This is a genomic window from Pseudomonas sp. PAMC 25886 (assembly GCF_000242655.1).
Classification (GTDB): Bacteria; Pseudomonadota; Gammaproteobacteria; order Pseudomonadales; family Pseudomonadaceae; genus Aquipseudomonas.
Window position 1 is genome coordinate 128,454 of the sequence record NZ_AHHC01000058.1, and the last position, 20,247, is coordinate 148,700.

Below are 20,247 nucleotides of genomic sequence, written 5' to 3' on the forward strand. Positions count from 1 at the left end.
GTGCCTCCGTCAGCTCCACATAATTCGTTTACTTGCCGCCCGCCACACTCACTGGCTGCCACTGATTGCCCTTGACCTGATACACGGTGAACGACGGCTTCTTCAGATTGCCCTCGGCATCAAACGCGATAGTCCCGGTCACGCCCTGGTAGCTGATGGCGCGCAGCACCGGCAGGTACTTTTGCGGGTTCACCGAGTCGGCTTTCTCGATCGCCGCCACCAACACCCCGACACCGTCATAGGCGAACGGCGCGTGCAGTTCGATCGACGCCTTGTAGCGATCCTTGTAAGCCTGCTCGAACGCCTTGCCACCCGGCATCTGCGACACCGCCAGGCCCGGCTCCAGGGCAATCACGCCCTCGCCTTCGTTCTGCGCCAGTTGCAGGAAGGTCTGGCTGACAAACCCGCCCGCGCCCATCAACGGCGCCTTGATGCCCAACTGTTTGATGCGCCGGGCCAACGGTGCCGCCTGAGAATCAACGCCGCCGAAGAAAATCAGGTCCGGGTTCTGGCTGCGGATGTTGGTCAGCACAGCGCTGAAGTCGATGGTCTTGTCGTCGACGTATTCACGGGACACCACCTTGGCGCCACCGGCCTCGACGGATTTGACGAACTGGTCCGCCAGGCCCTGGCCGAACGCGGTACGGTCGTCGATCACCGCAATGCGCCGGGCCTTGAGGGTGTTCAAAGCATAGTCGCCGGCCACCTGGCCGCCATCGTCGTCATGGCCCATGATCCGGAAGCTGGTGTCGAAACCCTGCTGGGTGTACGCGTGCCCGGTGGCCACCGGTGCTACCTGGGCGATACCTGCGTCGTGGTAAACCCGGGCGGCAGGAATGCTGGTGCCGGTGTTCCAGTGGCCGACCACGCCCACCACGCCTTCGTCCACCAGGCGCTGGGCCACGGTCACGGCGGTGCGCGGGTCGGACTGGTCATCCTCGGACAGCAGCTTGAACGTCACCGCCTCGCCGTTGATTTTCGGGTGCTTGGCGTTGGCCGCCTCGATGGCCAGTTGCGCGCCGTTTTCCAGGTCTTTGCCGATACGCGCCGACGGGCCGGTCAGAGGGCCGGCCAGGCCGATCAGTACGGTCTGGTCGGCCTGGGCCACGGCACTCGCCAGGCTGCTCAGAGCCAGGCCGATCACTAGGGTGTGTTTGAAAGTCTTCATCAGTAGTTCCTGCTTGTTTACGGGCGGGTCGGAACACGCCGGGCGTCCGGTAGCGTCAGGGTTAATTCATTCACCGAGGTAGGCACTGCGCACCTCGGGGTGGTCGAGCAATTCGTGGGACGGGCCGCTGAGGCTGATGCGCCCGGTGTCCATCACATAGGCGCGGTCGGTGACCTGCAGCGCGAGCCGGGCGTTCTGCTCCACCAGCAGCAGGGTCATGCCCTGGCGGCACACGTCGTCGATCACCTGGAAGATCTTCTCCACCATGATCGGCGCCAGGCCCATGGACGGTTCGTCCAGCACCAGCAAGCGCGGTTTGGACAGCAGTGCCCGGGCCAGGGCGAGCATTTGTTGCTCGCCACCGGACAGCAGGCCGGCGGACTGTTGCAGGCGCTCTTCCAGGCGCGGGAAGTGCTCGAACAACTGGCGGATCTCGCGGTTGACCTGTTCGGTGTCGCGGCGCAAAAAGGCCCCGGCCTGGAGGTTTTCCAGCACGCTCATGCGCGCAAAAATGCCGCGCCCTTCCGGCACCATCGCAATGCCCTGGCGCAGCAGTTGGTCCGGCGCCTGGCCGAGGATCGAGCGCCCGGCAAAGCGGATCTGCCCCGCCGCGGCCGGCAGCAATCCGGTCAAGGCCTTGAGGCTGGAGGTCTTGCCGGCACCGTTGGCGCCGATCAAGGTCACGCGCTCGCCTTCACCGATGTGCAAATCCAGGGACTTGACCGCTTCGATGGCGCCGTAGCGCACCTGCAAGCCGTCGACTTTCAATAGCGGTTCAGACATGGGCGCTGGCTCCCAGATAGGCCTGGATCACGGCCGGGTCGCGGCGCACCTCAGCGGGCGCGCCCACGGCGATCACTTGCCCGTAATCGAGCACGCTGATGCGGTCACAAACGCCCATCACCAGCTTCACGTCGTGCTCGATCAGCAGCAGCGTGTGGCCGTCGTCGCGGATCTTTTCCAGCAGGCCGCGCAACTGCACTTTCTCGCTGGCGTTCATCCCGGCTGCGGGCTCGTCGAGGGCGAGCAGGCGTGGCTCGGTGGCCAGGGCGCGGGCGATTTCCAGGCGGCGTTGATGGCCGTAAGACAGGCTGTCGGCGCGGTAATTGGCGAACCCCGCCAGCCCCACATACGCCAGCAGGCGATGGGCATGGGCGCGGGTTTGCGCTTCTTCTTCCCGGGCCCGGCGATGGCGACTCAAGGCGGCCCATAAGCCATTGCGGGTGCGCACATGGCGGCCGACCATGACGTTCTCCAGGGCACTCATGGCGTTGAACAGGCGGATATTCTGGAAGGTCCGGGCAATGCCGGCCTGGGCCACCAGGTGCACGCTGGCCGGCTTGTAATCCTGGCCGTCGAGCTGGAAGCGCCCGGAATCCGGGGTGTAGAGGCCGGTCATCACGTTAAAGAAGGTGGTTTTACCGGCGCCATTCGGGCCGATCAATCCATAGATTTCCCCAGGCTGGATACTCAGGCTCACGTCGGTGAGCGCCGCCACGCCACCGAAGTGCTTGTTCACCTGGTCGATCTGCAACAACGGCTGGTTCATCGCGCCACTCCTTTTGGCCACAGGCCTGCCGGGCGATAGAGCATCGCCAGGATCAGCGCGAGCCCGTAAAACAACTGACGAATGATTTCCGGGTCCACCAGCACCTGGCCAAACAGCGCCTGCTGCAATGGGCCCATGCTTGCGCGCAACGCCTCCGGCAACGCCGCCAGCAATACGCAGCCGAGAATCACCCCCGGGATGTGGCCCATGCCGCCGAGTACCACCATCGCCAGTACGGCGATGGACTCGTTGAGGGTGAAGGACTCCGGCGAGACAAAGCCCTGGAACGAAGCGAACAACGCCCCGCTCACCCCGCCAAACCCGGCACCGATGGCAAACGCCAGCAACTTCAGCCGCAAGGTGTTGACGCCCATCGCCTGGGCCGCTTCTTCGTCCTCGCGGATCGCCACCCAGGCCCGGCCGATGCGCGAGCGCTCCAGGCGGACGCAGGCAAACAGGATCAGCACCACCAGCGCGGCGAACAGGTAGTAATACAGATAGACCGAAGGCAGGCGCAGGCCGAACAGCTCCTGGGTGCGCCCGAGGTTGATCCCCAGCAGGTTGACCGGATCGACCTGGGCAATGCCTTTGGGGCCGTTGGTGATGTTTACCGGGCGATCGAGATTGCGCAGCAGGATGCGGATGATTTCGCCGAAGCCCAGGGTGACGATGGCCAGGTAGTCGCCGCGCAGGCGCAAGGTCGGTGCCCCCAGCAACACCCCAAAACCTGCCGCCAGCAGCGCAGCCAACGGCAAAATCAACCAGATCGAGGTGTGCATGCCCGCCGGCAGCAGCGCCATCAGCGCCGGGAATTGCTGCAGCAGGTGCGGTGAAGACAGCAACGCCGCAAGGTAGGCGCCCACCGCGTAGAACGCGATAAAGCCCATGTCCAGCAAGCCGGCGTAGCCTACGACGATGTTCAGGCCCAGGGCCAGCATGATGTACAGCAAGGCAAAGTCGAGGGTACGCACCCAGGTGTTGCCCCCGGCGTGGCCGACAATCCACGGCGCCACCACCAGCGCCACGGCAAACAGCACAAGGCCGAGACTGGCACGCTGGCTGGAAGCGTTCAAGACAGTCATGCGCGGGTCGCCAGTCGTTCGCCCAACAGCCCCGAAGGACGAAACACCAGCACCGCGATCAACACGATAAAGGCAAACACATCCTGGTAATTGCTGCCGAACACACCGTTAGTGGCCGCGCCCAGGTAACCGGTGCCCAGGGCTTCGATCAGCCCCAGCAGCAGGCCGCCCAGCATCGCGCCCTTGAGGTTGCCGATGCCGCCCAGCACCGCTGCGGTAAAGGCTTTGATGCCCGGCAGGAAACCCATGTAGAAATGCGCGCTACCGTAGTTGCTCGCCATCATGATCCCGGCCAGTGCCGCCAGGGCGCCGCCGATGGCGAAGGTCAGCACGATGATGCGGTTCGGGTTGATGCCCATCAGGCTCGCCACTTGCGGGTTCTCGGCCACGGCGCGCATGGCCCGGCCAAAGCGCGTGCGTTCCACCAGCACCAGCAGCGCGACCATCACCGACAGTGCGACGGCAATGGTGGTCAGGGCGGTGGCGTTGGTGATCGCCGGATGGGCCGAAGCGCCGGCGAGCACTTCAATCGGCTCCAGTGGCAGCAGTTGCGGGAACATCTGCGGGTTGCGCGTCCACACCAGCATCGCGATGGTTTGCAGCAACAACGACACCCCGATGCCGCTGATCAACGGTGCCAGGCGCGGCGCATTGCGCAGGCGTCGATAAGCGACCCGCTCAATCAGCACCGCGAGGACCGCGCAGAACGCCATGGCGATCACGGTGGCCACCAGCAGCACCAGCACCGGCGGCATTGCCGGCCATGTCGCCTGCAACAGGCGAATCACCGAGAGGCCCACCAGGGCGCCAATCATCAAGACGTCGCCATGGGCGAAGTTGATGATCCGCAAAATGCCGTAGACCATGGTGTACCCCAAGGCCACTAGCGCGTAGAGACTGCCCGTCATCAAGCCATTGAGCAGTTGCTGGATAAACGCATCCATGAACACCATCGACCTCACTACTTACGAGGGCGGCACACTAAGCATCTATTCTATTTTTATCAAATATCAGAAATTCATATGGTTATGCCAAACGTATAGAGCGCTATAACCGCCATAAATACGGCATTTATGGCTCTTTATTTGCCATCACACTTAGTATTTAATTCAACACATGAATAATTTAGAACAGTTAGCCAATGACCCGCCGCTGCGTGCCGTGCGCACCTTCGAAGCATTTGCCCGCCACGGCGGGGTGAATTCCGCCGCCCGCGAGCTGGATGTGTCGCCCTCCGCCGTCAGCCATCAACTGCACCTGCTGGAAAGCTTCCTGCAGCAACCGCTGACCTTGCGCCAGGGCCGCAACCTGGTGCTCACCGAAGAAGGCCGCGAGTACTACCGCGCGATTCGCTCGGCCTTTGCCGTGCTGCGCAGCGCCACCGAACACGTGCGGGAAAAGAGCGCCACGCGCCAGGTCACCATCAGCCTGATCCCGCTGTTCGGCATCAACCTGTTCATCCCGCGCCTGGCGCAGTTCCTCAAGGACCATCCGGCGCTGGACATCAACGTCACCTACGCCAACCACCGCAGCTACCCCAGCGACGCGGCCGACCTGTCGATCCGCTTTGGCACCGGGCACTGGCCGGGGTATCACAGCGAGCCGCTGATCTCCGGGGCGGTGACGCCCTATTGCAGCCGGGCATTCCTGGAGCAACACGGCCCGATCGACACGCCCGAGGCCCTGAGCGAGTTGCCGTTGCTGCACGACGAAGAGCGCGGCACCTGGAGCCAATGGTTCCAGGCTGCCGACGTGCATCACGGCACGGCGCTGAATGGTTTGCTGCTGGAGGATGGTCAGTTGGCGCTGACGGCGACGCTGACCGGGCTGGGCTGCTCACTGCTGCGCGAGCCACTGGTGGCGCCGCATGTGGCGAACGGGGAATTGGTGAAACTGTTTGATCTACAGGTCGACGATGGCCGCCAGTACTACCTGTGCCGGCGGGCCAACAGCGAGTTGTCGAGTGAGGGGAATCACTTGTATGAGTGGATCAAAACCAGTCTTGCGGGGACTTGAAAACACCGCAGATCCAATGTGGGAGCGGGCTTGCCAGCTCCCACATTTTGTACTCATTTCAATTCGAGACGGTGTCAGCTCCCGTCACCGCCATGCGCCTCTTCAAAGAAGTAATCCTTCCAGCTCCCCGCCTTGTTTTTCAGCACGCCCAACTCCTGCAGTTTCTCGGCATAGATGTACGTACGCTGGGGCACGATGGTGAAGTCGATTTCCGGGTCCTGGACGATCTTCTCCACCAGCGCCAGCGGTAGCTTCGACTGCTCTACACGAATGTAAGCCTGGGCCGCTGCCGGCTTGTCGGCCTTGATGATTTTCTCGGCCTCGGCCAACGCGTCATAGAACGCCTTGTAGGTTTTGGGGTTTTCGTCGTGGAATTTCTCGGTGGTGTACAGCACGTTGAACGTGGCCGGGCCACCGAGAATGTCGTAGGAACTCAGCACCTTGTGCACCTTGGGATTCAACAGCTCCTGGTACTGGAACGGCGGGCTGGAAAAGTGCGCGTTGATCTCCGAGCCGCCGGCAATCAGCGCCGCAGTGGCGTCCGGGTGAGCCAGGCTGATGGAGATGTCATCGAACTTCTTGTAGTTGTCGTTTCCGAATTGCTTGGCGGTTTCAATCTGCAAGGTGCGCGACTGGAAACCCACACCCGCGGCCGGTACGGCGATGCGGTCTTTTTCGCTGAAGTCCTTGAGGGTCTTGACGTCCGGGTTATTGGTCAGCAAATAGTTGGGCATCGACCCCAGCGAGGCGATGGCCTTGACGTTCTGCTTGCCCTTGGTGCGGTCCCACAGCGTGAGCATGGGCGGCACACCCGCCGACACCACATCCAGCGCACCGGCCAGCAACGACTCGTTCATCGCCGTGGCGCCGGAAATGCTGTTCCACTCCACCTTGATGTCCAGGCCCTGCTCCTTGCCGTGTTTCTCGATCAGGTGCTGGTCGCGAACCACGTCGAGGATCAAGTAGCCGATGCCGAATTGCTGGGCAATGCTGATCTTGCCTTCGGCCTGGGCGCCCGGGCTGAGTAACACGCCGGTCGCCGCCAGGGCAGCAGCCAGCAGGGTCAATGAGGAACGCTTGACGGTCATGAGGGGGTCTGCCGCGTTAATGAGAAGGGCTGCGAGCGTAGCGACGAAAGGCCACATGGAAAAAGAACATCGGGATCTATGGATATACGAAAAACACTCCCCGCCGGCGCTGCTATATTGCGCGCCTGTTCCTGATGATGTGATCCGGAGACGCCTCGCATGCTGCGCACCAACCTCAACGAGATGCTGATTTTCATGGCGGTGGTCGATGGCGCCAGCTTCGTCGCCGGCGGCCAGGCGATGGGCCTGACGCGCTCGGCCGCCGGCAAGGCCGTGGCGCGCCTGGAAGACAGCCTGGGCGTGCGCCTGCTGAACCGCACCACCCGCACCTTGAGCCTCACCGATGAGGGCCGCGCGTTGTATGACCAGGGGTTGGAGATCCTCGCGGCGGTGGACAACGCCCAAAGCCGTATCGGCCAGCCCACCGGCGTACCACGCGGGTTGCTGCGGCTCACCGTGCCGGACGCCTTCGGGCGCAAGGTGCTGCTGCCATTGTTGAAAAAGTACCTGCAGGCGTGGCCCGAGGTGCAGGTGGAAGTCAGCTTCAGCGACCGCACCGCCGATATCGTCGAGGACGGTTTCGACCTGGCCATCCGCATCGGCAGCGCGAACACCGACCGCCAGCTGGTTTCCCGCGTGGTCGCCCGTTATCAGGCGCTGCTCTGCGCCGCGCCGGGCTATCTCGCCGAGCACGGCACGCCACGAGACATGGACGCCCTCGCCCACCACGACTGCCTGTACTTCAGCAGCCGTACACGCAAACAAAGCTGGCGTTTTCGCGAAGCGGACGGCACCTGGGTCAAGGCTTACGGGCGCAGCCGGCTGCGCCTGGACAGCGGCGAAGCGCTGCGTGACGCCGCCGTGTCCGGGCTGGGCATCGCCTTGCTGCCGGATTTCTTGGTGGCCGAGGACCTGGCCGCCGGGCGCCTGGTGCCCGTGTTGCCCAACCTGGACGCGGGAGACGTGGAGATTCTGGCGATGTACCCGAGCAAACGCTTCCTGGAACCCCGGGTACGGCGCTTTATCGACCTGATGGTGGATGAACTGGCAGGCTGATCAGTCCGCGTGGGCAATCACCTTGATCTCGACGATCTGCGCGTCCGACGCCAGGTAATTCACGCCGACCAGGGACGCCGCCGGGCGATGGTCGCCGATGTATTCCTTCCACACCTTGACCACCGCCTCAAAGTCGCGCTTGGCGTGCACCAGGAAGAAATCCACCGCCGCAATGTTCGACCGGCTGACGCCAAAGCCTGCCAACACGTGATCAAGATTCTCCAGGGCCTGGCGTGTCTGGACGGCCGCATCACCGTCAACGAATTCGCCGTCGAGGGTGTGAGAAAACTGCCCGGCAATATAGATCGTGCCGTTGACGCGGTAGCCCTGGCTGACGCTGTTGCCCTCTTCCCATGAAACGCCGTGGTTGTAGATCGTGGGTGTGCTGCTCATGCCGGTTTCCTCTGGGGGTGATTTAAGGAAACTCTAACAAGGGCATTGGCGAATGGACGTCCCCACTGAAGCGACCAAAAACTACCCGCCCATGCCCTTCGGCTGGTATCGTGCCGCCCTTGAAAAAACCGCTGCGAGGAAATGGACCTTGAACACTGACGAAAAAATGACCGGCGACCTGTTCGAGGTGGACAAGCGCCTGTCACTCAAGCCCGTGGTGGACTTCAACACCTACCTGCGCAGCGCTTTCGGCGATGGCCCCTGCACCTGCATCCGCTGCGTCGCCAGCGAAGGCAACGAGGCGGGTTACGAGTTCCAGCACACCTTCGATTTCGACGGCAGGAAAGTCCACCGCCGCTTCGCCTCCACCGCCGGCAGCGACGTGCTGATGATGTTGAAAAAGGCCTGGCTGTCCTACACCAAGGCCGAGCTGCCGCTGAGCGGCGCGCTGGCCCTGGACACCGTGAAAGAGTTTGTCGAGCCGCAGTTGCACAAACGCCTGGCGCCGCTGTTTGTGGCCAGTGGGTTGGTCAAGGATGTGGACGGTGAGTGGCGGATGCAGCCGCAGGCCGCGGGCTGATCGCCTCCCTCTCCGACAGTTGCTACGACTGGGCGTGCTGCCAGTTCTTGTAGACGAATTCCAGGCTGTAGCCGTCCGGGTCCAGCACATTGGCGGCGTAGTAGTTCGGGTCGTAGTGCAAACGCGCGCCCGGGGCGCCGTTGTCGACGGCGCCAGCACTCATCGCCGCCTGGTAGGCCGCATCGACCTCGGCGCGGCTGCTGGCGACGAAACCCACGTGCACCGCCCTGCCCTCAACCACGCCCTCGCGCAACCAGAAAAATATGCGTCCGTTGGCGCCGAAACCCTTGAGGTCCGGATGGCCCGGCGGGCCGTCCTTGCCGGCGTAGTCGTGGCGCGTGGTGATGCCCAGCGGCGTCAGTACGGCCTGGTAGAAATCGATGGCGCGTTGAATGTCGCTGACCGACAAAAAGATATGATCCAGCATGCTGTAGCCTCGCTCTTCAGATGATGTAACCGCCCGCGACCTCGATCGTCTGGGCATTGATCCAGCGGCCTTCTTCCGAGAGCAACAGGGCGATCACACGTGCCACATCCTCAGGTTCGCCCACTCGGCCGAGAGCGGTTTGTGAAGCCAGCAGCGCTTCGAACTCATCATTGAGCCCGCCGCCCAACTCGGTGCGAATGGCTCCCGGAGAGACGGCATTCGCGCGAATCTGCCGCTCGCCAAACTCCTTGGCCATGTAGCGGGTGAGCACATCCAGCGCACCCTTGAAGGCGGCGTAAGGCGCGACGCCGGCGGTAGCCACGCGGGTGGTCGCGCTGGTCAGGTTGACGATGCAGGCGTGTGCCTGCAGCAACGGCAGCAAGGCTTGAGTCAGGAAAAACGGGCCTTTGAGGTGCACATTCAGCAGACCGTCGAACTGCGCCTCGGTGACCGATTCCAGGGGATTGAACAGGCCGAAACCTGCGTTGTTCACCAGGCCACTCAAGCCGCTCTCACCAAAGGCTGCCGACAGCGCCTGTTTTACCGCCTCGCCAAAACCCTTGAAGGAACTGACGTCAGCCACGTCCAACGGCAGCGCGACGGCCTGGCCGCCCGCCGACTCGATCCGCTGCACCACCGCCTGGGCGGCTTCCGGATGACTGTTGTAGGTCAGGATCACACCCATGCCTTTACGGGCACACAACTCTGCAGTGCTGGCACCAATGCCACGGCTGCCGCCGGTGATGAGGATAACGCCCATGTGTGGCTCCACTGCTTGTTCAAAGGAGTGACCACAGTAGGCGTGTACGCCTGCGCCGACGCAGCCGTTCGTGCTCGAAACCTGCCTGTTTCTGCTTTTCGCTTGCACAAGACACACCCGGACGCTCAGCATGCCCGGCATGAACACACAACTGATCGAACTGCGCACCCTGGCCGCCAAGGCCGAAAACCGCCGCACTGAAACGGGGATCCTGCGCGTGGCCATGGTTCAGGGCGCGATTCCCGAGCACATGCTGGCTGCCGTGTATGAGCCGATGATCAACCTGATCCTGCAGGGCAGCAAATCCATGACCGTGGGTGATCGCACACTGCGCTATGACCCGGCGACGTATTTTGTGATGTCCATCGAGCTGCCCGCCGTGGGCACTGTGCACCCTGCGGCCTCCGGTGAACCGTACCTGGCGGTCAGCCTGACACTGGACCCGACGGTACTTGCGACGCTGCTCGGCGACTTGCCCAAACCTGCCGGACGCTACGACCGGGAGGCGGGATTTTCAGTGGCCGCCGTAACCCCTGAACTGATGGATGCCTGGCTGCGCCTGCTGCGGCTAATGGGTAACCCTGAGGCCATAACCGCCCTCGCGCCGGTGTATGAACGCGAGATTCTCTATCGCGTGCTGCAAGGGCCCCACGGCTGGATGCTGCGGGAAATAGCAGCGCCCGACACGGCCATGGCCCGGGTGAGCCAGGCCATCCAGTGGATCCGCCGGGACTTCGCCGAGCCGATCCGGGTGGAAGCCCTGGCGCAGAAAGCCGCGATGAGCGTGTCGGCCTTTCACCGGCACTTCAAGGCCGTCACCAACCTGAGCCCATTGCAGTACCAGAAGCGCGTGCGCTTGCTGCAGGCCCGCACCCTGATGGTGGCCAGCGCCAAAAACGTCACCCGCGCCGCCTTTGAAGTCGGCTATGAAAGCCCGACCCAGTTCAGCCGCGATTACGCCCGGGTATTCGGCCTGCCACCGGCGCGGGATGCCGCGCGGATCCTGGGAGAAAACCGGGGCCCGAAGGCGAAGTGAGCACAACGTGCTAGCCTGCCATCGCACGCCCCCACGACAAGGAGTTGCCGATGGCCGAGCCAAGCAAGAAGATGAGCCTGATGGGCCTGACCACCCTGGTGGCGATCAATATGATGGGCTCGGGCATCATCATGCTGCCTTCCAGCATGGCGCAATTGGGCGCGATTTCGTTGCTGTCGTGGGTGATCACCGCCGTGGGCTCGATGGCGATCGCGTATTGCTTCGCCCAATGCGGCCTCTTCTGTACACGCACGGGCGGCATGTCGGCCTACACCGAAGAGGCCCACGGCAAGTCGGGGTTCTTCCTCTGTTCGTTTCTGTACTTCCTGTCGCTGATCATCGCCAATGTGGCGATTGCAATTTCGGCGGTGGGCTACCTGTCGTCCTTTATCCCGTGGCTGGGCAGCGGGCCGATCCCGTTGTTTATCGGCACCCTGGGGCTGATCTGGCTGACCACCGTGGCCAACTTCGGCGGCCCGCGCCTGACCGGCCGGATCGGCGTGATCACGGTGTGGGGCGTGATCATTCCCGTGGCGGGGCTGAGTGTGATCGGCTGGTTCTATTTCAAGGCCGAGGTGTTCAGCGACGCCTGGAACCCCAACCAACTGCAACTGTGGGACGCCATTGGCGCGAGCATCCCGCTGACGCTCTGGGCATTCCTTGGCATGGAGTCCGCCGCCCAGGGCTATGACGCCGTGGAAGACCCCAAGCGCACCGTGCCCCTCGCCTGCCTGCTGGGCACCCTCGGTGCGGCACTGGTGTATGTGCTGTCCACCAGCGTGATCCAGGGCATCGTGCCCAACGCCGAACTGGCCGAGTCTTCAGCGCCGTTTGCCCTGGTGTACGCGCAGATCTTCACGCCGCTGGTGGGTGACATCATCATGGCCCTCGCGGTGGTGGCATGCATCGGTTCGCTGCTGGGCTGGCAATTCACCCTGGCGCAAACGGCCAAGATGTCGGCAGACCAACGCCTGTTTCCGCGCTTCTTCAGCCGGGTTACCCGCGCCCATGCGCCGGTAGTGGGAATGGTTGCCTGTGCGGCATTGCAGAGCCTGATTGCCTTGTCGACCATATCACCCACCGCCAGCGCCCAGTTCAGCAAGCTGGTGAACCTGGCGGTGGTGACCAATCTGATCCCCTACGTCACGGCACTCACCGGGCTGCTGGTGATAATGCACAAGGCACGGGTGACAGCGGCGGTTTATGCGCGCAATACCACGGTGCTGCTGATCGCCGTGGGGTACTCGCTGTATGCGATTTATGCCTGTGGTGAAGAAGCCGTGTTTGGCGCAACGTTGGTGTTGGCGTTTGGTTATCTGCTGTATGGGTTTCTGGCCCGTCGATTTATCACCGCGGCTGATATGGGCTGATAACGCCGCCTGCAGCCTGGCAGGTATAGGCTAAGGCGTTCATCTCCCTTGTGCGCGAGGCCGTCATGGCGCTGCTTGAATATCACGATCTTCAGGTGCAGGACATTCCCGCCTGCCTCGGCCGCGTGCGCGTGCGCAGTGTCGGCGAGGGCCCGGCGATGGTGTTCTGGTCCAGCCTGCTGATGGATGCGCGCATGTGGATGGCCCAGGCGCGGTATTTCAGCCCGCGCTATCGGGTGGTGCTGATCAACCCGCCGGGGCATGGTGACAGTGAGGCGCTGAGCCGCGCGTTTACCTTTGCCGAGTGTGCGCAGTGTGTGAGTGAGGTGTTGGATGGGTTGGGGATTGAGCGCTGTACCTTCGTGGGGAATTCGTGGGGTGGGATGATTGGCGGGACGTTTGCGGCGATGTACCCGGCGCGGGTCGAGGCGGCGGTGTTGATGAACTGTACGGCGTCGCCGGCGGGGTTGCGGCATCGGCTGGAGTTTCCGCTGCTGGCGGTGGTGATTCGGCTGTTGGGTGGGTTTCGGCTGGGGATGGTGGGGACTGCGACCCGTGCGTTTGTGGGGCCGACTACCGAGCGGGAACGGCCAGAGGCGATCGCCCGGATTCATCAGGCATTGGCTGTGTGCGATGTCGATTCGATCGCTTGGGCGGTGGACAGTGTGGTGCCCAAGCGGCCGGATCAGAGGGCGTTGCTGGCGGCGATTCGTGCGCCGGTTCTGGTGGTGGCGGGTGAAGAAGATCGCACGTTTGCCGTGGCGGAGACCCGGGCCATGGCACAGGTGATTCCCGGGGCGGAGTTTGTGGTGATGGCGCGGACTGCGCATCTCGCGGCGCTGGAGAATCCCGAGGAGGTGAATGGGTTGATTGAGGGGTTTTTGGGTAGGGCGCGGTGATTGGGGGCATATCCATTTTTTCGGTGATGGCCTCTATTGGTTCCGCTCTTACAGCGGGTCACTTTTGAAAGGAGCCCAAAAGTAACCAAAAGGCTCTTGCCCCACCACTCGGCACCTCGCCTAGGCTCGGTGTGCCCTCACTCCGGCATTACTCCGCGGGCCGCCGCGACGGGGCGTCCCTGCCCCGTCGCGGCTAAACCGGCGTCCTGCCGGTTTACCCGCTCCGTACTACCTGCGTTCGGCCAGCGTGGTTTAACGGGGCGCCTAAGATCAAGATCAAAAGCAGATCAACAGCACAGCGGCCTACCGGCCGGCTTGAGTGGTGTGGAGCAAAATCAAAATCTAAAGCGGGCACAGTCCCCCTGTAGGAGCTGGCTTGCCTGCGATGGCATCAACTGGGTGCATCTGAAAAACCGAGGTGTCTGCATCGCAGGCAAGCCAGCTCCCACAGAAAAGCAGAGCCGCATCAGTTTCAGATTTGGCTTTCGCTTTGGATTTTGCTCTGGCTTCTACCACTCAAGCCGGCCTGTAGGCCGCTGTGCTCTTGCTTTTGATCTTGATCTGGCTCTGACTGCCCCAATAAGCCCGAGGCCGAACGCAGGGATTGAGGAGCGGGTAAACCGGCAGGACGCCGGTTTAGCCGCGACGGGGCAGGGACGCCCCGTCGCGGCGGCCCGCGGAGCAATGCCGGAGTGAGGGAACACCGAGCCTAGGCGAGGTGCCGACAGGCGGGGCAGAGCCCTTTGGTTACTTTGGGGCTTTTCCAAAGTGACTCGCTGTAAGAGCGAAACCATAGGTGGCCATTACCGAAAAAATGGATATGTACACAATCAATCAAACCACTCCCCCCTCTCCCGAAACGTATTCCGAATCATCTCCACCACCCACCCCACCTCCTGCGGATGCCGCACCTCAGCATTCACCCCCATCCACACCTGCCGCTGCATCCCCTCCAAAAACACCCCATCCAACGCCGTCAACCCACGATCAAAACACCCCATATACCGCGGCAACAACCCAATACACGCACTGCACCGAATCATCTCCAGCATCAACGGATAAGCCTGCACCTGCACCACCCCCGCCAACCGCTGCTCCACCAGGCTGTTCCAGGGCCGCAACGCCTCCACCTGCCGGTCCGGCTGCCACTGCACCAGCATGTAATCCGCCAGGTCCTCGATACTGTCCGGCCGCACCGCCAACCGTGAATAACGCTTGGCAATGTGCGGCGAATAATCCAACCGCGCCAACACCTCGGGCGCACTAATGGCAAAGCTCGGCCCGGCCCCCGGCGACTCCATCCCCGACAACCACACCACCACATCGGCCTCCAGTGCCTGCAACGCCAAATCACTGTCGATGGAAATGATCTCCAGCCGCACACTCGCATTACGCCGCAACAGGGCAATCAGGTCGCGTCCCAAAATGTCATGCAGGATCGACTCGGCCACCGCCAGCCGAATCAGCGGTTGCTCCAGCACCGGCAGGCGTCGTTCATGGGCCAGGGCAATCAGCTGCGCCTGCAACTGCTGCCCTTCACGACTGAGGGCCAGGACATTGCCCTGATAGCTGAACAGCGAGCGGCGCAGTTGCTCTTCCAGTTGAGCCAGGCGCTTGCGCAACTGTGTGGCCTTGATGTTGAGGCTGCGGGCGGCCTGCATGAAACAGCCACAACGTGCGCTGATCAGGAAGTACTGCGCCACCTCGGGCTCGATGGTGGCGGCCAGCGCCAGCCAGGCCTCGCGGGACTCCGTCAGCCCGCGATAAGGCGTGGTGCCGTGGGGTACAACCGGGTCAAGAAATACCATGGGAGACTCCCTGTCTTGTGGGTACTGTGCATCCAATGCGGTGAGACGTTTTTACTCCAGCACCTTGTTCAGCTCGGCGCCATCGATACTCAAGGTGGCGGTGTTAAGCATGCCTTCGAGGTAGGCCTTGGCAATTTGCTCCTGACGCTGGGCACGCAGGGCCTCGGTCAGGCGCTCACGCAATACATCCAGCGTCGCGGTGCGCGCCGGTTGTTGCCCGGTGAGTTTGAGCACGTGGAACCCCGCCGCACTCTGCACCGGCTCCGACACCGCGCCGGTCTTGAGCCGCGCCACCACGCCACGCATCTCGGGCACCAGTTGCTGCAACGGTTGCATCCCCGAATCACCACCGCGTTTGGCACTGTCGGGGTCCTGGGAGTATTGGCTGGCCAACGCCGCAAACTCACCCGGCGCAGCCTGGGCCCGGCGGCTCAATTCCTGCGCCTGGCGGCGTACGGTGTCGAGGGTTTGCGGGTCGCTGGCGGCGAGGAAGATCTGGCTCACCCGGTACAACGGCGGCGTCACCCACTGCGCCTTGCCGCTGTCATAGGCTTGCTGCAACTCGGCCGCGCTGGGGTAGTCGGCCGGTACCTGGCTGACCGACAGCATGTAGTCGCGAAACACGATCTGCTCGGTGGCGGCACGGGTCTGCTGCTCTACTTCCGGGCGCTGGCGCCAGCCCTGGGCGTCGGCCTGTTCAAGCACGGCCTTTTGCGCCAGGCGCGAACGCAGCCAGGTTTCCAGGGCGCCACGGTTGCCGCGCAATTGCTCGCGGGTTTCCACCGGCAGCGCCGCCAGCACCGTCTTGAGTTCAAGCAGGTCGATCTGCTGGTTGCCCAGGCGAGCCACTGCCGGCCCGTCTTTCACGGCCACCGGCGCCGGCTGCTGGGCTGCGACCGGGTCACTGCCCGGTCGCAGGCTCAACCCCACCGCGACCGCCAGCACCACCAGGGCGCCGGCGCCGACCACAAGGGTTGGTTTCTTCACAGGGCAGGCGCCTCTTCGCGCGCGTCGACAGCCGGCGCGGCTGCGGCCTGGGCCTGAAGCTGGGCCGCTTGCTGGCTGTATTCACGCAGGTAGACGATAAATTCCTGCAGCAGGCGGTCCCACAATTCCAGCTGGTTGCGCAGGTACGGGGTACCCACGCCGGCCGCCACCACATCCATCTCCATCAGCAGGAATTCACCCTGCAACGACAGCCGCGCAAAGCGGCGGGAGGCGTTCCACACTTGCGCCAGGCCGTCCGGCAATTCGCCCTGCACCCGCAGCGCGCAGCTGTAAGTGAAATCCACATAGCTGCCCTGCTCCACCGCCGGGTTGCCAAAGCGCACGGCAAAGCCGATGCCCTGGCTGGCGCTGAGCAATTGCACGATGCCGTTCTGCTCGGTCTGGTTGACCCGGTAGCCGGCTTCCTGCAGCAGCTCGGTCAAGGCCTGCGGGGTAACGCTGGTGATCAGTTGTACGTCGTTCATAGTGGTCTCTTCCTTGTTGATCAATGATTAGTGACGGTCTGTGGAGCATCGAACCGATTAAGGTAAAGACCATCACCAAAACCCTGGGCGAGTTCCTCGAACTTGACCCGGGTGCTGCTGGCGAACGGTTGGCGGATGCTCATCACGTCGGCCACGTCGATTTTTTCGTAGGCCGTCAGCAACTGCTGGGCCACGCCGTACATCTGTTGATTCTTGACTGAACATTGCTGCACTTGTGTGTCACGTTCCGTGAGTTGCGCCTGCAAACGTGCGCGCTCGGTCTCTTTGCCACGGGCGATCACCAGCAGGTCTTCGTAGGCCTTCTTGAACTTGCCGACTTGCTCGTTGCTGGCCGCCACCTGAGCCTGGGCCTGGCTGTGCAGGTTCTGTTGCTGGCCCACCAGTTGCTCGGCCACGCCACGGGTCTTTTCCAGCTCGGCGGTCAGTTGCTTGATCTGCGCCTGGGCCTGTTTGGCCTGGGTTTCGGCAGCGATGCGCGCGGCACTGGCCTGGGCCTGTTCGCTTTGCAGCGCCTGCAACTGCTGGGTGGTGCTGCGCAGCTGGGTGCGCAGGCGCTCTTCCATGCCTTCAGCCGAAGCGCCGGTGGTAATCAGCAGCAACAGCAGGCCGCAAATTCGCGTGTTCATGAGCTTTCTCCGGCGCATCAGAAGCGCGTGTTGAGTTCCAGTTGCATGACATCCACTTCAAACGGCGCGCCATACACTTCGGAGGCGCTGAGCCAACGGGCGCTGGCATAGATGTTCTTGTCGAGGCCGTAATTGGCGCCGATGAAATAGCCTTTGGCGTTGGTGCCGCCGAGGTGGAAGGAGGAGTCGTTGAAGCCGTCCGGCAAGGCGTCCGGCTGGATGTACTTGTAGCCCGCCAGCACGTTCCAGTCGCCCTTCCTGCGCATCTCCAGCGCACTGCCGAGGGTGAACTGCACGAGCAACGCGTTGCCGCCACTTTCAAACTGGCCATCGCTGTTGATGTTGTTGACGATCTGGCCTTCGCTGCGCTTGAGCATCTCGCCCTTGTCGTAGGCCAGGTTGTGGATGAAGTTGGTCTGGCTGCGCAGCTTGAGGTCTTCCGGCAGTTCGCTGTCCCACGCCAGGTTGAGGTCCAGCACGTTGAACTTGGAGGCCAGGCCGACGAATTGCGGTTGCGGGGTCAGGCCGGGCGTTGCCGGGTTGGGGGCGATGTCACGCAGCAGGAACACGCTGTTGCCCTTTTGCATAAACGCCAGGCGTGTGCCGTCGGTGTCACAGGCCGGCTGGCCGGACCACGGCGAGCAAGGGCTGGAGCGTTCGCCCTGGATGTCGCCAAAGTGGTAGTAGGCCATCGAGCCTTTCAGGCTGTTGCTGCGGTTGATCTTCCAGTCGGCGCCGATCTGCCCGCCGAACATCCATTTGTTTTCGCTCTCGTCCTTGTCGAAACCGTTGGTGGTGGCCGTGTCGGGGCTGTACTCCACCGGGAATGCACCGAGGGTGCCGAACAGGCCCCAGTCGCTGTTGAGTTTGTGGTTGAAGATCGCCGCCACGCCGTCGAAATTGAGGTCGCCGGAATACATCATGTCGGTGGAGTAGAACGGGTTGGCGAAGCGCCCCGCCGTCAGGGTCATGTAGTCGGTGGTCTTCCAGGTGAGGTAGCCCTGGTCGAGCCAGATGTCTTTCTTGCCAAAGCCGCCGCCCAGCGTCTGAGTGGTGGACACCGGGTTGTTGTCGTTGCCGGTGCCCAGGCGGATGCCGGCGGTCCAGTCGGGCGAGATCACAGCCTTCATGCCCAGGCGCGCGCGCAGGCGGAACAGGTTTTCTCGGTCCTCGCGGGTGTTGAGCAACGGCGGCAATTGGGTATTGGTGTTCTTGTTGACGTCGTAGGGCCCGCTTTGGTTGAGCTTGGCGTAATCGACGATTTCATTGCTGTTGTTGCCCGAGAAGTAGCGCGACTCATCCCGCAGGCGAATGTCGCCGTCGAAGCTGATGCGCGAGACCCAGTCCGGAAAGGTGTTGGGCTGGGCCCAGTTTTCCTGTTTGGCGGTGGCCATGACCTCGGCCTTGACCTGGTCGCGAATCTGATCGCGCACCGCTGCCGGCACGTATTGCACCCGCACATCACCAGGGGCGGCTGCCGGGCCGGTCGCCGCCACCGCTGTGGCCGCGTTGGCCTGGCGGGCTTGCTGGGCTTCTTTCTCGGCCTGGGCGATCAACCCGTCGGCCTGTTCCTGCTTGAGCACACCTTGCTGCACCAGCAGGCGGATCAGGTTGACCGTGGCGTTTTCCGAAGGTGCGGCAGTGGCTGCCGTCGCCTGGCCGACCAGGGTCGCAACGACCATGCCGACCGCCAGGGTCAATCGATTCACGTGGGAAATCATCTGCACACAACTCCTGTAGAAAACTGCAAAAAAGGGTTCGATCAATCCGGGCGCCGGCCCTTGAGGGACAGGCGTACCGGCAGGGTCAACGACGCGGGTGTGCGTTCCTTCAGGCGCGGCGTGGCACGCAAGGCGGCCAGCACCTGGGCGTCGGTCTCGGCGTCGCCGCTGGACTTGGCCAGCTCCACGCGGGTCACCTCGCCGTCGGCGCTCAGCCACAGGTCGGCCTGCAGCGTGTAGGCCTTTTTGCGCAGCTCCGGGTCTTCCCGCAGCAGGCGCTGGAATACACCGGCCAGGTACTGCTTGAACGTGCCGGTGCCCAGGCCGCCGCCACCGGAACCGGCCATGCCGCCGCCCTTGCCGGCGCCGATGTTGAAACCGTCGGTACCTGACTGCGCGTCGCCGTCGATCTGCATCGGGTTGGCCAGGTCGTCCGCCGGTGAAGGCGGTGCTTCTTCCTCGGGCTTGACCTCGTCCGGGGTCGGTGTGGGTTCCGGCTCCGGGATTTTTTCCTGCACCTCGGGCTCCTTGGGTTTTTCCGGCGGCGGTGGCGGTGGTGGCGGCAACGGGATAATCGTCGGCACCTTGGGCGCTTCCCGGCGCACGCCACTCATGTCATTGGCCCACTGCCAGAGAAACCAGGCGGCAACGGCGCCCAGCAACAGGCCAACGCCCCACTTCAATGGACGCAGCGGCGACCTGTTTTTTACCGGCGTCGGCGTGATCGTCATCTGTGCGGTCATGGGTCAGCCCTGGCTCGGTTTGCCGGTGACCAGCCCGACCTGGGACAGCTCCAGGCGGCGCAGCAAGTCGAGCACTTCGATGACCTTCTGGTACTGCACCATGGCGTCGCCGCGCACGATGACCGGGAAGTCCGGGTTCTGCGCTTTCTCGATGCGCAGGCGCTCTTCCAACTCGGGCAAGGTCACCGGGTAAGCGTCGAGAAACACCTGGCCGCCATCGTTTACCGAGATCGCCTTGGTCTTGGCCTCCGACAGCGACACCGAGGCGCTGGCCTTGGGCAGGTGGATCTGGATCCCCGAGACCTGGGCGGTGGCGGTCAGGATAAACATCACCAACACCACCATCAGCACGTCCACCAGGGGCGTGATGTTGATGCTGTCGACGGGTGCGTCATCGTCATCGTCGTGGGAGGCATTCACGGAAGCCATGCT

General features: G+C 63.1%; 22 protein-coding genes. 6 read left to right on the forward strand and 16 right to left on the reverse strand.

The window, feature by feature from the left end; translation table 11 throughout:
• Positions 1 to 28: 28 nt before the first annotated feature.
• From MUM_RS0120210 to MUM_RS0120230, 5 genes are all read right to left on the reverse strand, one after another.
• Positions 29 to 1,168, reverse strand: a complete 1,140-nt coding sequence (locus MUM_RS0120210) for a branched-chain amino acid ABC transporter substrate-binding protein (RefSeq protein WP_010173379.1) — start codon at positions 1,166 to 1,168, stop codon at positions 29 to 31.
• Positions 1,169 to 1,234: 66 nt separating this feature from the next.
• The gene (locus tag MUM_RS0120215) at positions 1,235 to 1,951 is read right to left on the reverse strand and encodes an ABC transporter ATP-binding protein (RefSeq protein ID WP_010173381.1); all 717 of its coding nucleotides are present in this window, start codon (positions 1,949 to 1,951) and stop codon (positions 1,235 to 1,237) included.
• Complete coding sequence (locus tag MUM_RS0120220; protein ID WP_010173384.1) at positions 1,944 to 2,717, reverse strand: ABC transporter ATP-binding protein; 774 nt, start codon at positions 2,715 to 2,717, stop codon at positions 1,944 to 1,946. Before MUM_RS0120220 ends, MUM_RS0120215 begins: the two co-directional genes overlap by 8 nt.
• Positions 2,714 to 3,799 carry an ABC transporter permease subunit gene (locus MUM_RS0120225; protein WP_010173386.1) on the reverse strand — a complete coding sequence of 362 codons (1,086 nt, stop codon included), beginning with the start codon at positions 3,797 to 3,799 and terminating at the stop codon, positions 2,714 to 2,716. The genes MUM_RS0120220 and MUM_RS0120225 overlap by 4 nt, the downstream gene beginning before the upstream one ends.
• Positions 3,796 to 4,743, reverse strand: a complete 948-nt coding sequence (locus MUM_RS0120230; protein WP_010173388.1) for a branched-chain amino acid ABC transporter permease — start codon at positions 4,741 to 4,743, stop codon at positions 3,796 to 3,798. Before MUM_RS0120230 ends, MUM_RS0120225 begins: the two co-directional genes overlap by 4 nt.
• Before the next feature lie 172 nt (positions 4,744 to 4,915).
• Between MUM_RS0120230 and MUM_RS0120235 the strand changes: the two genes are divergently transcribed.
• On the forward strand, positions 4,916 to 5,815 hold the full coding sequence (locus tag MUM_RS0120235; RefSeq protein WP_010173390.1) for a LysR substrate-binding domain-containing protein: 900 nt from the start codon (positions 4,916 to 4,918) through the stop codon (positions 5,813 to 5,815).
• A 74-nt stretch (positions 5,816 to 5,889) separates the two neighbouring features.
• Here MUM_RS0120235 and MUM_RS0120240 read toward each other — a convergent pair whose 3' ends face one another.
• A complete protein-coding gene (locus tag MUM_RS0120240) occupies positions 5,890 to 6,903 on the reverse strand; it encodes an ABC transporter substrate-binding protein (protein ID WP_010173392.1) in 1,014 nt (337 codons plus the stop codon).
• A 159-nt stretch (positions 6,904 to 7,062) separates the two neighbouring features.
• On the opposite strand from MUM_RS0120240, the gene MUM_RS0120245 reads away from it, so the two are divergent.
• Positions 7,063 to 7,959 (forward strand): LysR family transcriptional regulator, encoded by an 897-nt coding sequence (locus tag MUM_RS0120245; RefSeq protein ID WP_010173393.1) that lies wholly within the window; start codon positions 7,063 to 7,065, stop codon positions 7,957 to 7,959.
• On the opposite strand, the gene MUM_RS0120250 is transcribed toward MUM_RS0120245, so the two are convergent.
• Positions 7,960 to 8,352 carry a RidA family protein gene (locus MUM_RS0120250; RefSeq protein WP_010173394.1) on the reverse strand — a complete coding sequence of 131 codons (393 nt, stop codon included), beginning with the start codon at positions 8,350 to 8,352 and terminating at the stop codon, positions 7,960 to 7,962.
• A gap of 148 nt (positions 8,353 to 8,500) precedes the next feature.
• On the opposite strand from MUM_RS0120250, the gene MUM_RS0120255 reads away from it, so the two are divergent.
• Positions 8,501 to 8,932 (forward strand): hypothetical protein, encoded by a 432-nt coding sequence (locus MUM_RS0120255; protein WP_029616023.1) that lies wholly within the window; start codon positions 8,501 to 8,503, stop codon positions 8,930 to 8,932.
• Between the two features lie 22 nt (positions 8,933 to 8,954).
• Here the strand turns inward: MUM_RS0120255 and MUM_RS0120260 are convergent, their stop codons facing one another.
• Positions 8,955 to 9,359, reverse strand: coding sequence for a VOC family protein (locus MUM_RS0120260; RefSeq protein ID WP_010173396.1), 405 nt, complete (start codon positions 9,357 to 9,359; stop codon positions 8,955 to 8,957).
• 16 nt (positions 9,360 to 9,375) lie between these two features.
• Entirely contained in the window at positions 9,376 to 10,119 is a 744-nt protein-coding gene (locus tag MUM_RS0120265) for an SDR family NAD(P)-dependent oxidoreductase (protein WP_010173397.1), read from the reverse strand.
• A gap of 139 nt (positions 10,120 to 10,258) precedes the next feature.
• Between MUM_RS0120265 and MUM_RS0120270 the strand changes: the two genes are divergently transcribed.
• The 3 genes from MUM_RS0120270 to MUM_RS0120280 all read left to right on the forward strand — a co-directional run bounded on the left by MUM_RS0120270 (position 10,259) and on the right by MUM_RS0120280 (position 13,424).
• The gene (locus MUM_RS0120270; protein WP_010173398.1) at positions 10,259 to 11,155 is read left to right on the forward strand and encodes an AraC family transcriptional regulator; all 897 of its coding nucleotides are present in this window, start codon (positions 10,259 to 10,261) and stop codon (positions 11,153 to 11,155) included.
• A gap of 50 nt (positions 11,156 to 11,205) precedes the next feature.
• Complete coding sequence (gene potE, locus MUM_RS0120275) at positions 11,206 to 12,525, forward strand: putrescine-ornithine antiporter (RefSeq protein WP_010173399.1); 1,320 nt, start codon at positions 11,206 to 11,208, stop codon at positions 12,523 to 12,525.
• A gap of 65 nt (positions 12,526 to 12,590) precedes the next feature.
• The gene (locus MUM_RS0120280; RefSeq protein ID WP_050543215.1) at positions 12,591 to 13,424 is read left to right on the forward strand and encodes an alpha/beta fold hydrolase; all 834 of its coding nucleotides are present in this window, start codon (positions 12,591 to 12,593) and stop codon (positions 13,422 to 13,424) included.
• Between the two features lie 830 nt (positions 13,425 to 14,254).
• Here the strand turns inward: MUM_RS0120280 and MUM_RS0120285 are convergent.
• Genes MUM_RS0120285 through MUM_RS0120315 form a run of 7 tightly spaced genes read right to left on the reverse strand, consistent with a single transcriptional unit; the run spans position 14,255 to position 20,244 of the window.
• Positions 14,255 to 15,232 carry a LysR family transcriptional regulator gene (locus MUM_RS0120285; RefSeq protein ID WP_010173403.1) on the reverse strand — a complete coding sequence of 326 codons (978 nt, stop codon included), beginning with the start codon at positions 15,230 to 15,232 and terminating at the stop codon, positions 14,255 to 14,257.
• Positions 15,233 to 15,283: 51 nt separating this feature from the next.
• Positions 15,284 to 16,219: a peptidylprolyl isomerase gene (locus MUM_RS0120290; protein ID WP_010173406.1), complete on the reverse strand. Its 936-nt coding sequence runs from the start codon at positions 16,217 to 16,219 to the stop codon at positions 15,284 to 15,286.
• Complete coding sequence (locus tag MUM_RS0120295) at positions 16,216 to 16,704, reverse strand: YbjN domain-containing protein (protein WP_010173408.1); 489 nt, start codon at positions 16,702 to 16,704, stop codon at positions 16,216 to 16,218. The genes MUM_RS0120290 and MUM_RS0120295 overlap by 4 nt, the downstream gene beginning before the upstream one ends.
• Positions 16,705 to 16,724: 20 nt before the next feature.
• The gene (locus tag MUM_RS0120300) at positions 16,725 to 17,351 is read right to left on the reverse strand and encodes a hypothetical protein (RefSeq protein ID WP_010173410.1); all 627 of its coding nucleotides are present in this window, start codon (positions 17,349 to 17,351) and stop codon (positions 16,725 to 16,727) included.
• A gap of 17 nt (positions 17,352 to 17,368) precedes the next feature.
• Positions 17,369 to 19,072 carry a putative porin gene (locus MUM_RS0120305; protein ID WP_010173412.1) on the reverse strand — a complete coding sequence of 568 codons (1,704 nt, stop codon included), beginning with the start codon at positions 19,070 to 19,072 and terminating at the stop codon, positions 17,369 to 17,371.
• A gap of 41 nt (positions 19,073 to 19,113) precedes the next feature.
• Positions 19,114 to 19,815, reverse strand: coding sequence for an energy transducer TonB family protein (locus MUM_RS0120310; protein ID WP_010173414.1), 702 nt, complete (start codon positions 19,813 to 19,815; stop codon positions 19,114 to 19,116).
• 3 nt (positions 19,816 to 19,818) lie between these two features.
• Positions 19,819 to 20,244: an ExbD/TolR family protein gene (locus tag MUM_RS0120315; RefSeq protein ID WP_010173416.1), complete on the reverse strand. Its 426-nt coding sequence runs from the start codon at positions 20,242 to 20,244 to the stop codon at positions 19,819 to 19,821.
• Positions 20,245 to 20,247 lie beyond the last annotated feature (3 nt).

Bases quoted from the DNA above. Each gene is read 5' to 3' on its own strand.
- MUM_RS0120210 (WP_010173379.1), bottom strand. From the start codon at position 1,168: ATGAAGACTTTCAAACACACCCTAGTGATCGGCCTGGCTCTGAGCAGC.
- MUM_RS0120215 (WP_010173381.1), bottom strand. From the start codon at position 1,951: ATGTCTGAACCGCTATTGAAAGTCGACGGCTTGCAGGTGCGCTACGGC.
- MUM_RS0120220 (WP_010173384.1), bottom strand. From the start codon at position 2,717: ATGAACCAGCCGTTGTTGCAGATCGACCAGGTGAACAAGCACTTCGGT.
- MUM_RS0120225 (WP_010173386.1), bottom strand. From the start codon at position 3,799: ATGACTGTCTTGAACGCTTCCAGCCAGCGTGCCAGTCTCGGCCTTGTG.
- MUM_RS0120230 (WP_010173388.1), bottom strand. From the start codon at position 4,743: ATGGATGCGTTTATCCAGCAACTGCTCAATGGCTTGATGACGGGCAGT.
- MUM_RS0120235 (WP_010173390.1), top strand. From the start codon at position 4,916: ATGAATAATTTAGAACAGTTAGCCAATGACCCGCCGCTGCGTGCCGTG.
- MUM_RS0120240 (WP_010173392.1), bottom strand. From the start codon at position 6,903: ATGACCGTCAAGCGTTCCTCATTGACCCTGCTGGCTGCTGCCCTGGCG.
- MUM_RS0120245 (WP_010173393.1), top strand. From the start codon at position 7,063: ATGCTGCGCACCAACCTCAACGAGATGCTGATTTTCATGGCGGTGGTC.
- MUM_RS0120250 (WP_010173394.1), bottom strand. From the start codon at position 8,352: ATGAGCAGCACACCCACGATCTACAACCACGGCGTTTCATGGGAAGAG.
- MUM_RS0120260 (WP_010173396.1), bottom strand. From the start codon at position 9,359: ATGCTGGATCATATCTTTTTGTCGGTCAGCGACATTCAACGCGCCATC.
- MUM_RS0120265 (WP_010173397.1), bottom strand. From the start codon at position 10,119: ATGGGCGTTATCCTCATCACCGGCGGCAGCCGTGGCATTGGTGCCAGC.
- MUM_RS0120270 (WP_010173398.1), top strand. From the start codon at position 10,259: ATGAACACACAACTGATCGAACTGCGCACCCTGGCCGCCAAGGCCGAA.
- potE (WP_010173399.1), top strand. From the start codon at position 11,206: ATGGCCGAGCCAAGCAAGAAGATGAGCCTGATGGGCCTGACCACCCTG.
- MUM_RS0120280 (WP_050543215.1), top strand. From the start codon at position 12,591: ATGGCGCTGCTTGAATATCACGATCTTCAGGTGCAGGACATTCCCGCC.
- MUM_RS0120285 (WP_010173403.1), bottom strand. From the start codon at position 15,232: ATGGTATTTCTTGACCCGGTTGTACCCCACGGCACCACGCCTTATCGC.
- MUM_RS0120295 (WP_010173408.1), bottom strand. From the start codon at position 16,704: ATGAACGACGTACAACTGATCACCAGCGTTACCCCGCAGGCCTTGACC.
- MUM_RS0120300 (WP_010173410.1), bottom strand. From the start codon at position 17,351: ATGAACACGCGAATTTGCGGCCTGCTGTTGCTGCTGATTACCACCGGC.
- MUM_RS0120305 (WP_010173412.1), bottom strand. From the start codon at position 19,072: ATGATTTCCCACGTGAATCGATTGACCCTGGCGGTCGGCATGGTCGTT.
- MUM_RS0120310 (WP_010173414.1), bottom strand. From the start codon at position 19,815: ATGACCGCACAGATGACGATCACGCCGACGCCGGTAAAAAACAGGTCG.
- MUM_RS0120315 (WP_010173416.1), bottom strand. From the start codon at position 20,244: ATGGCTTCCGTGAATGCCTCCCACGACGATGACGATGACGCACCCGTC.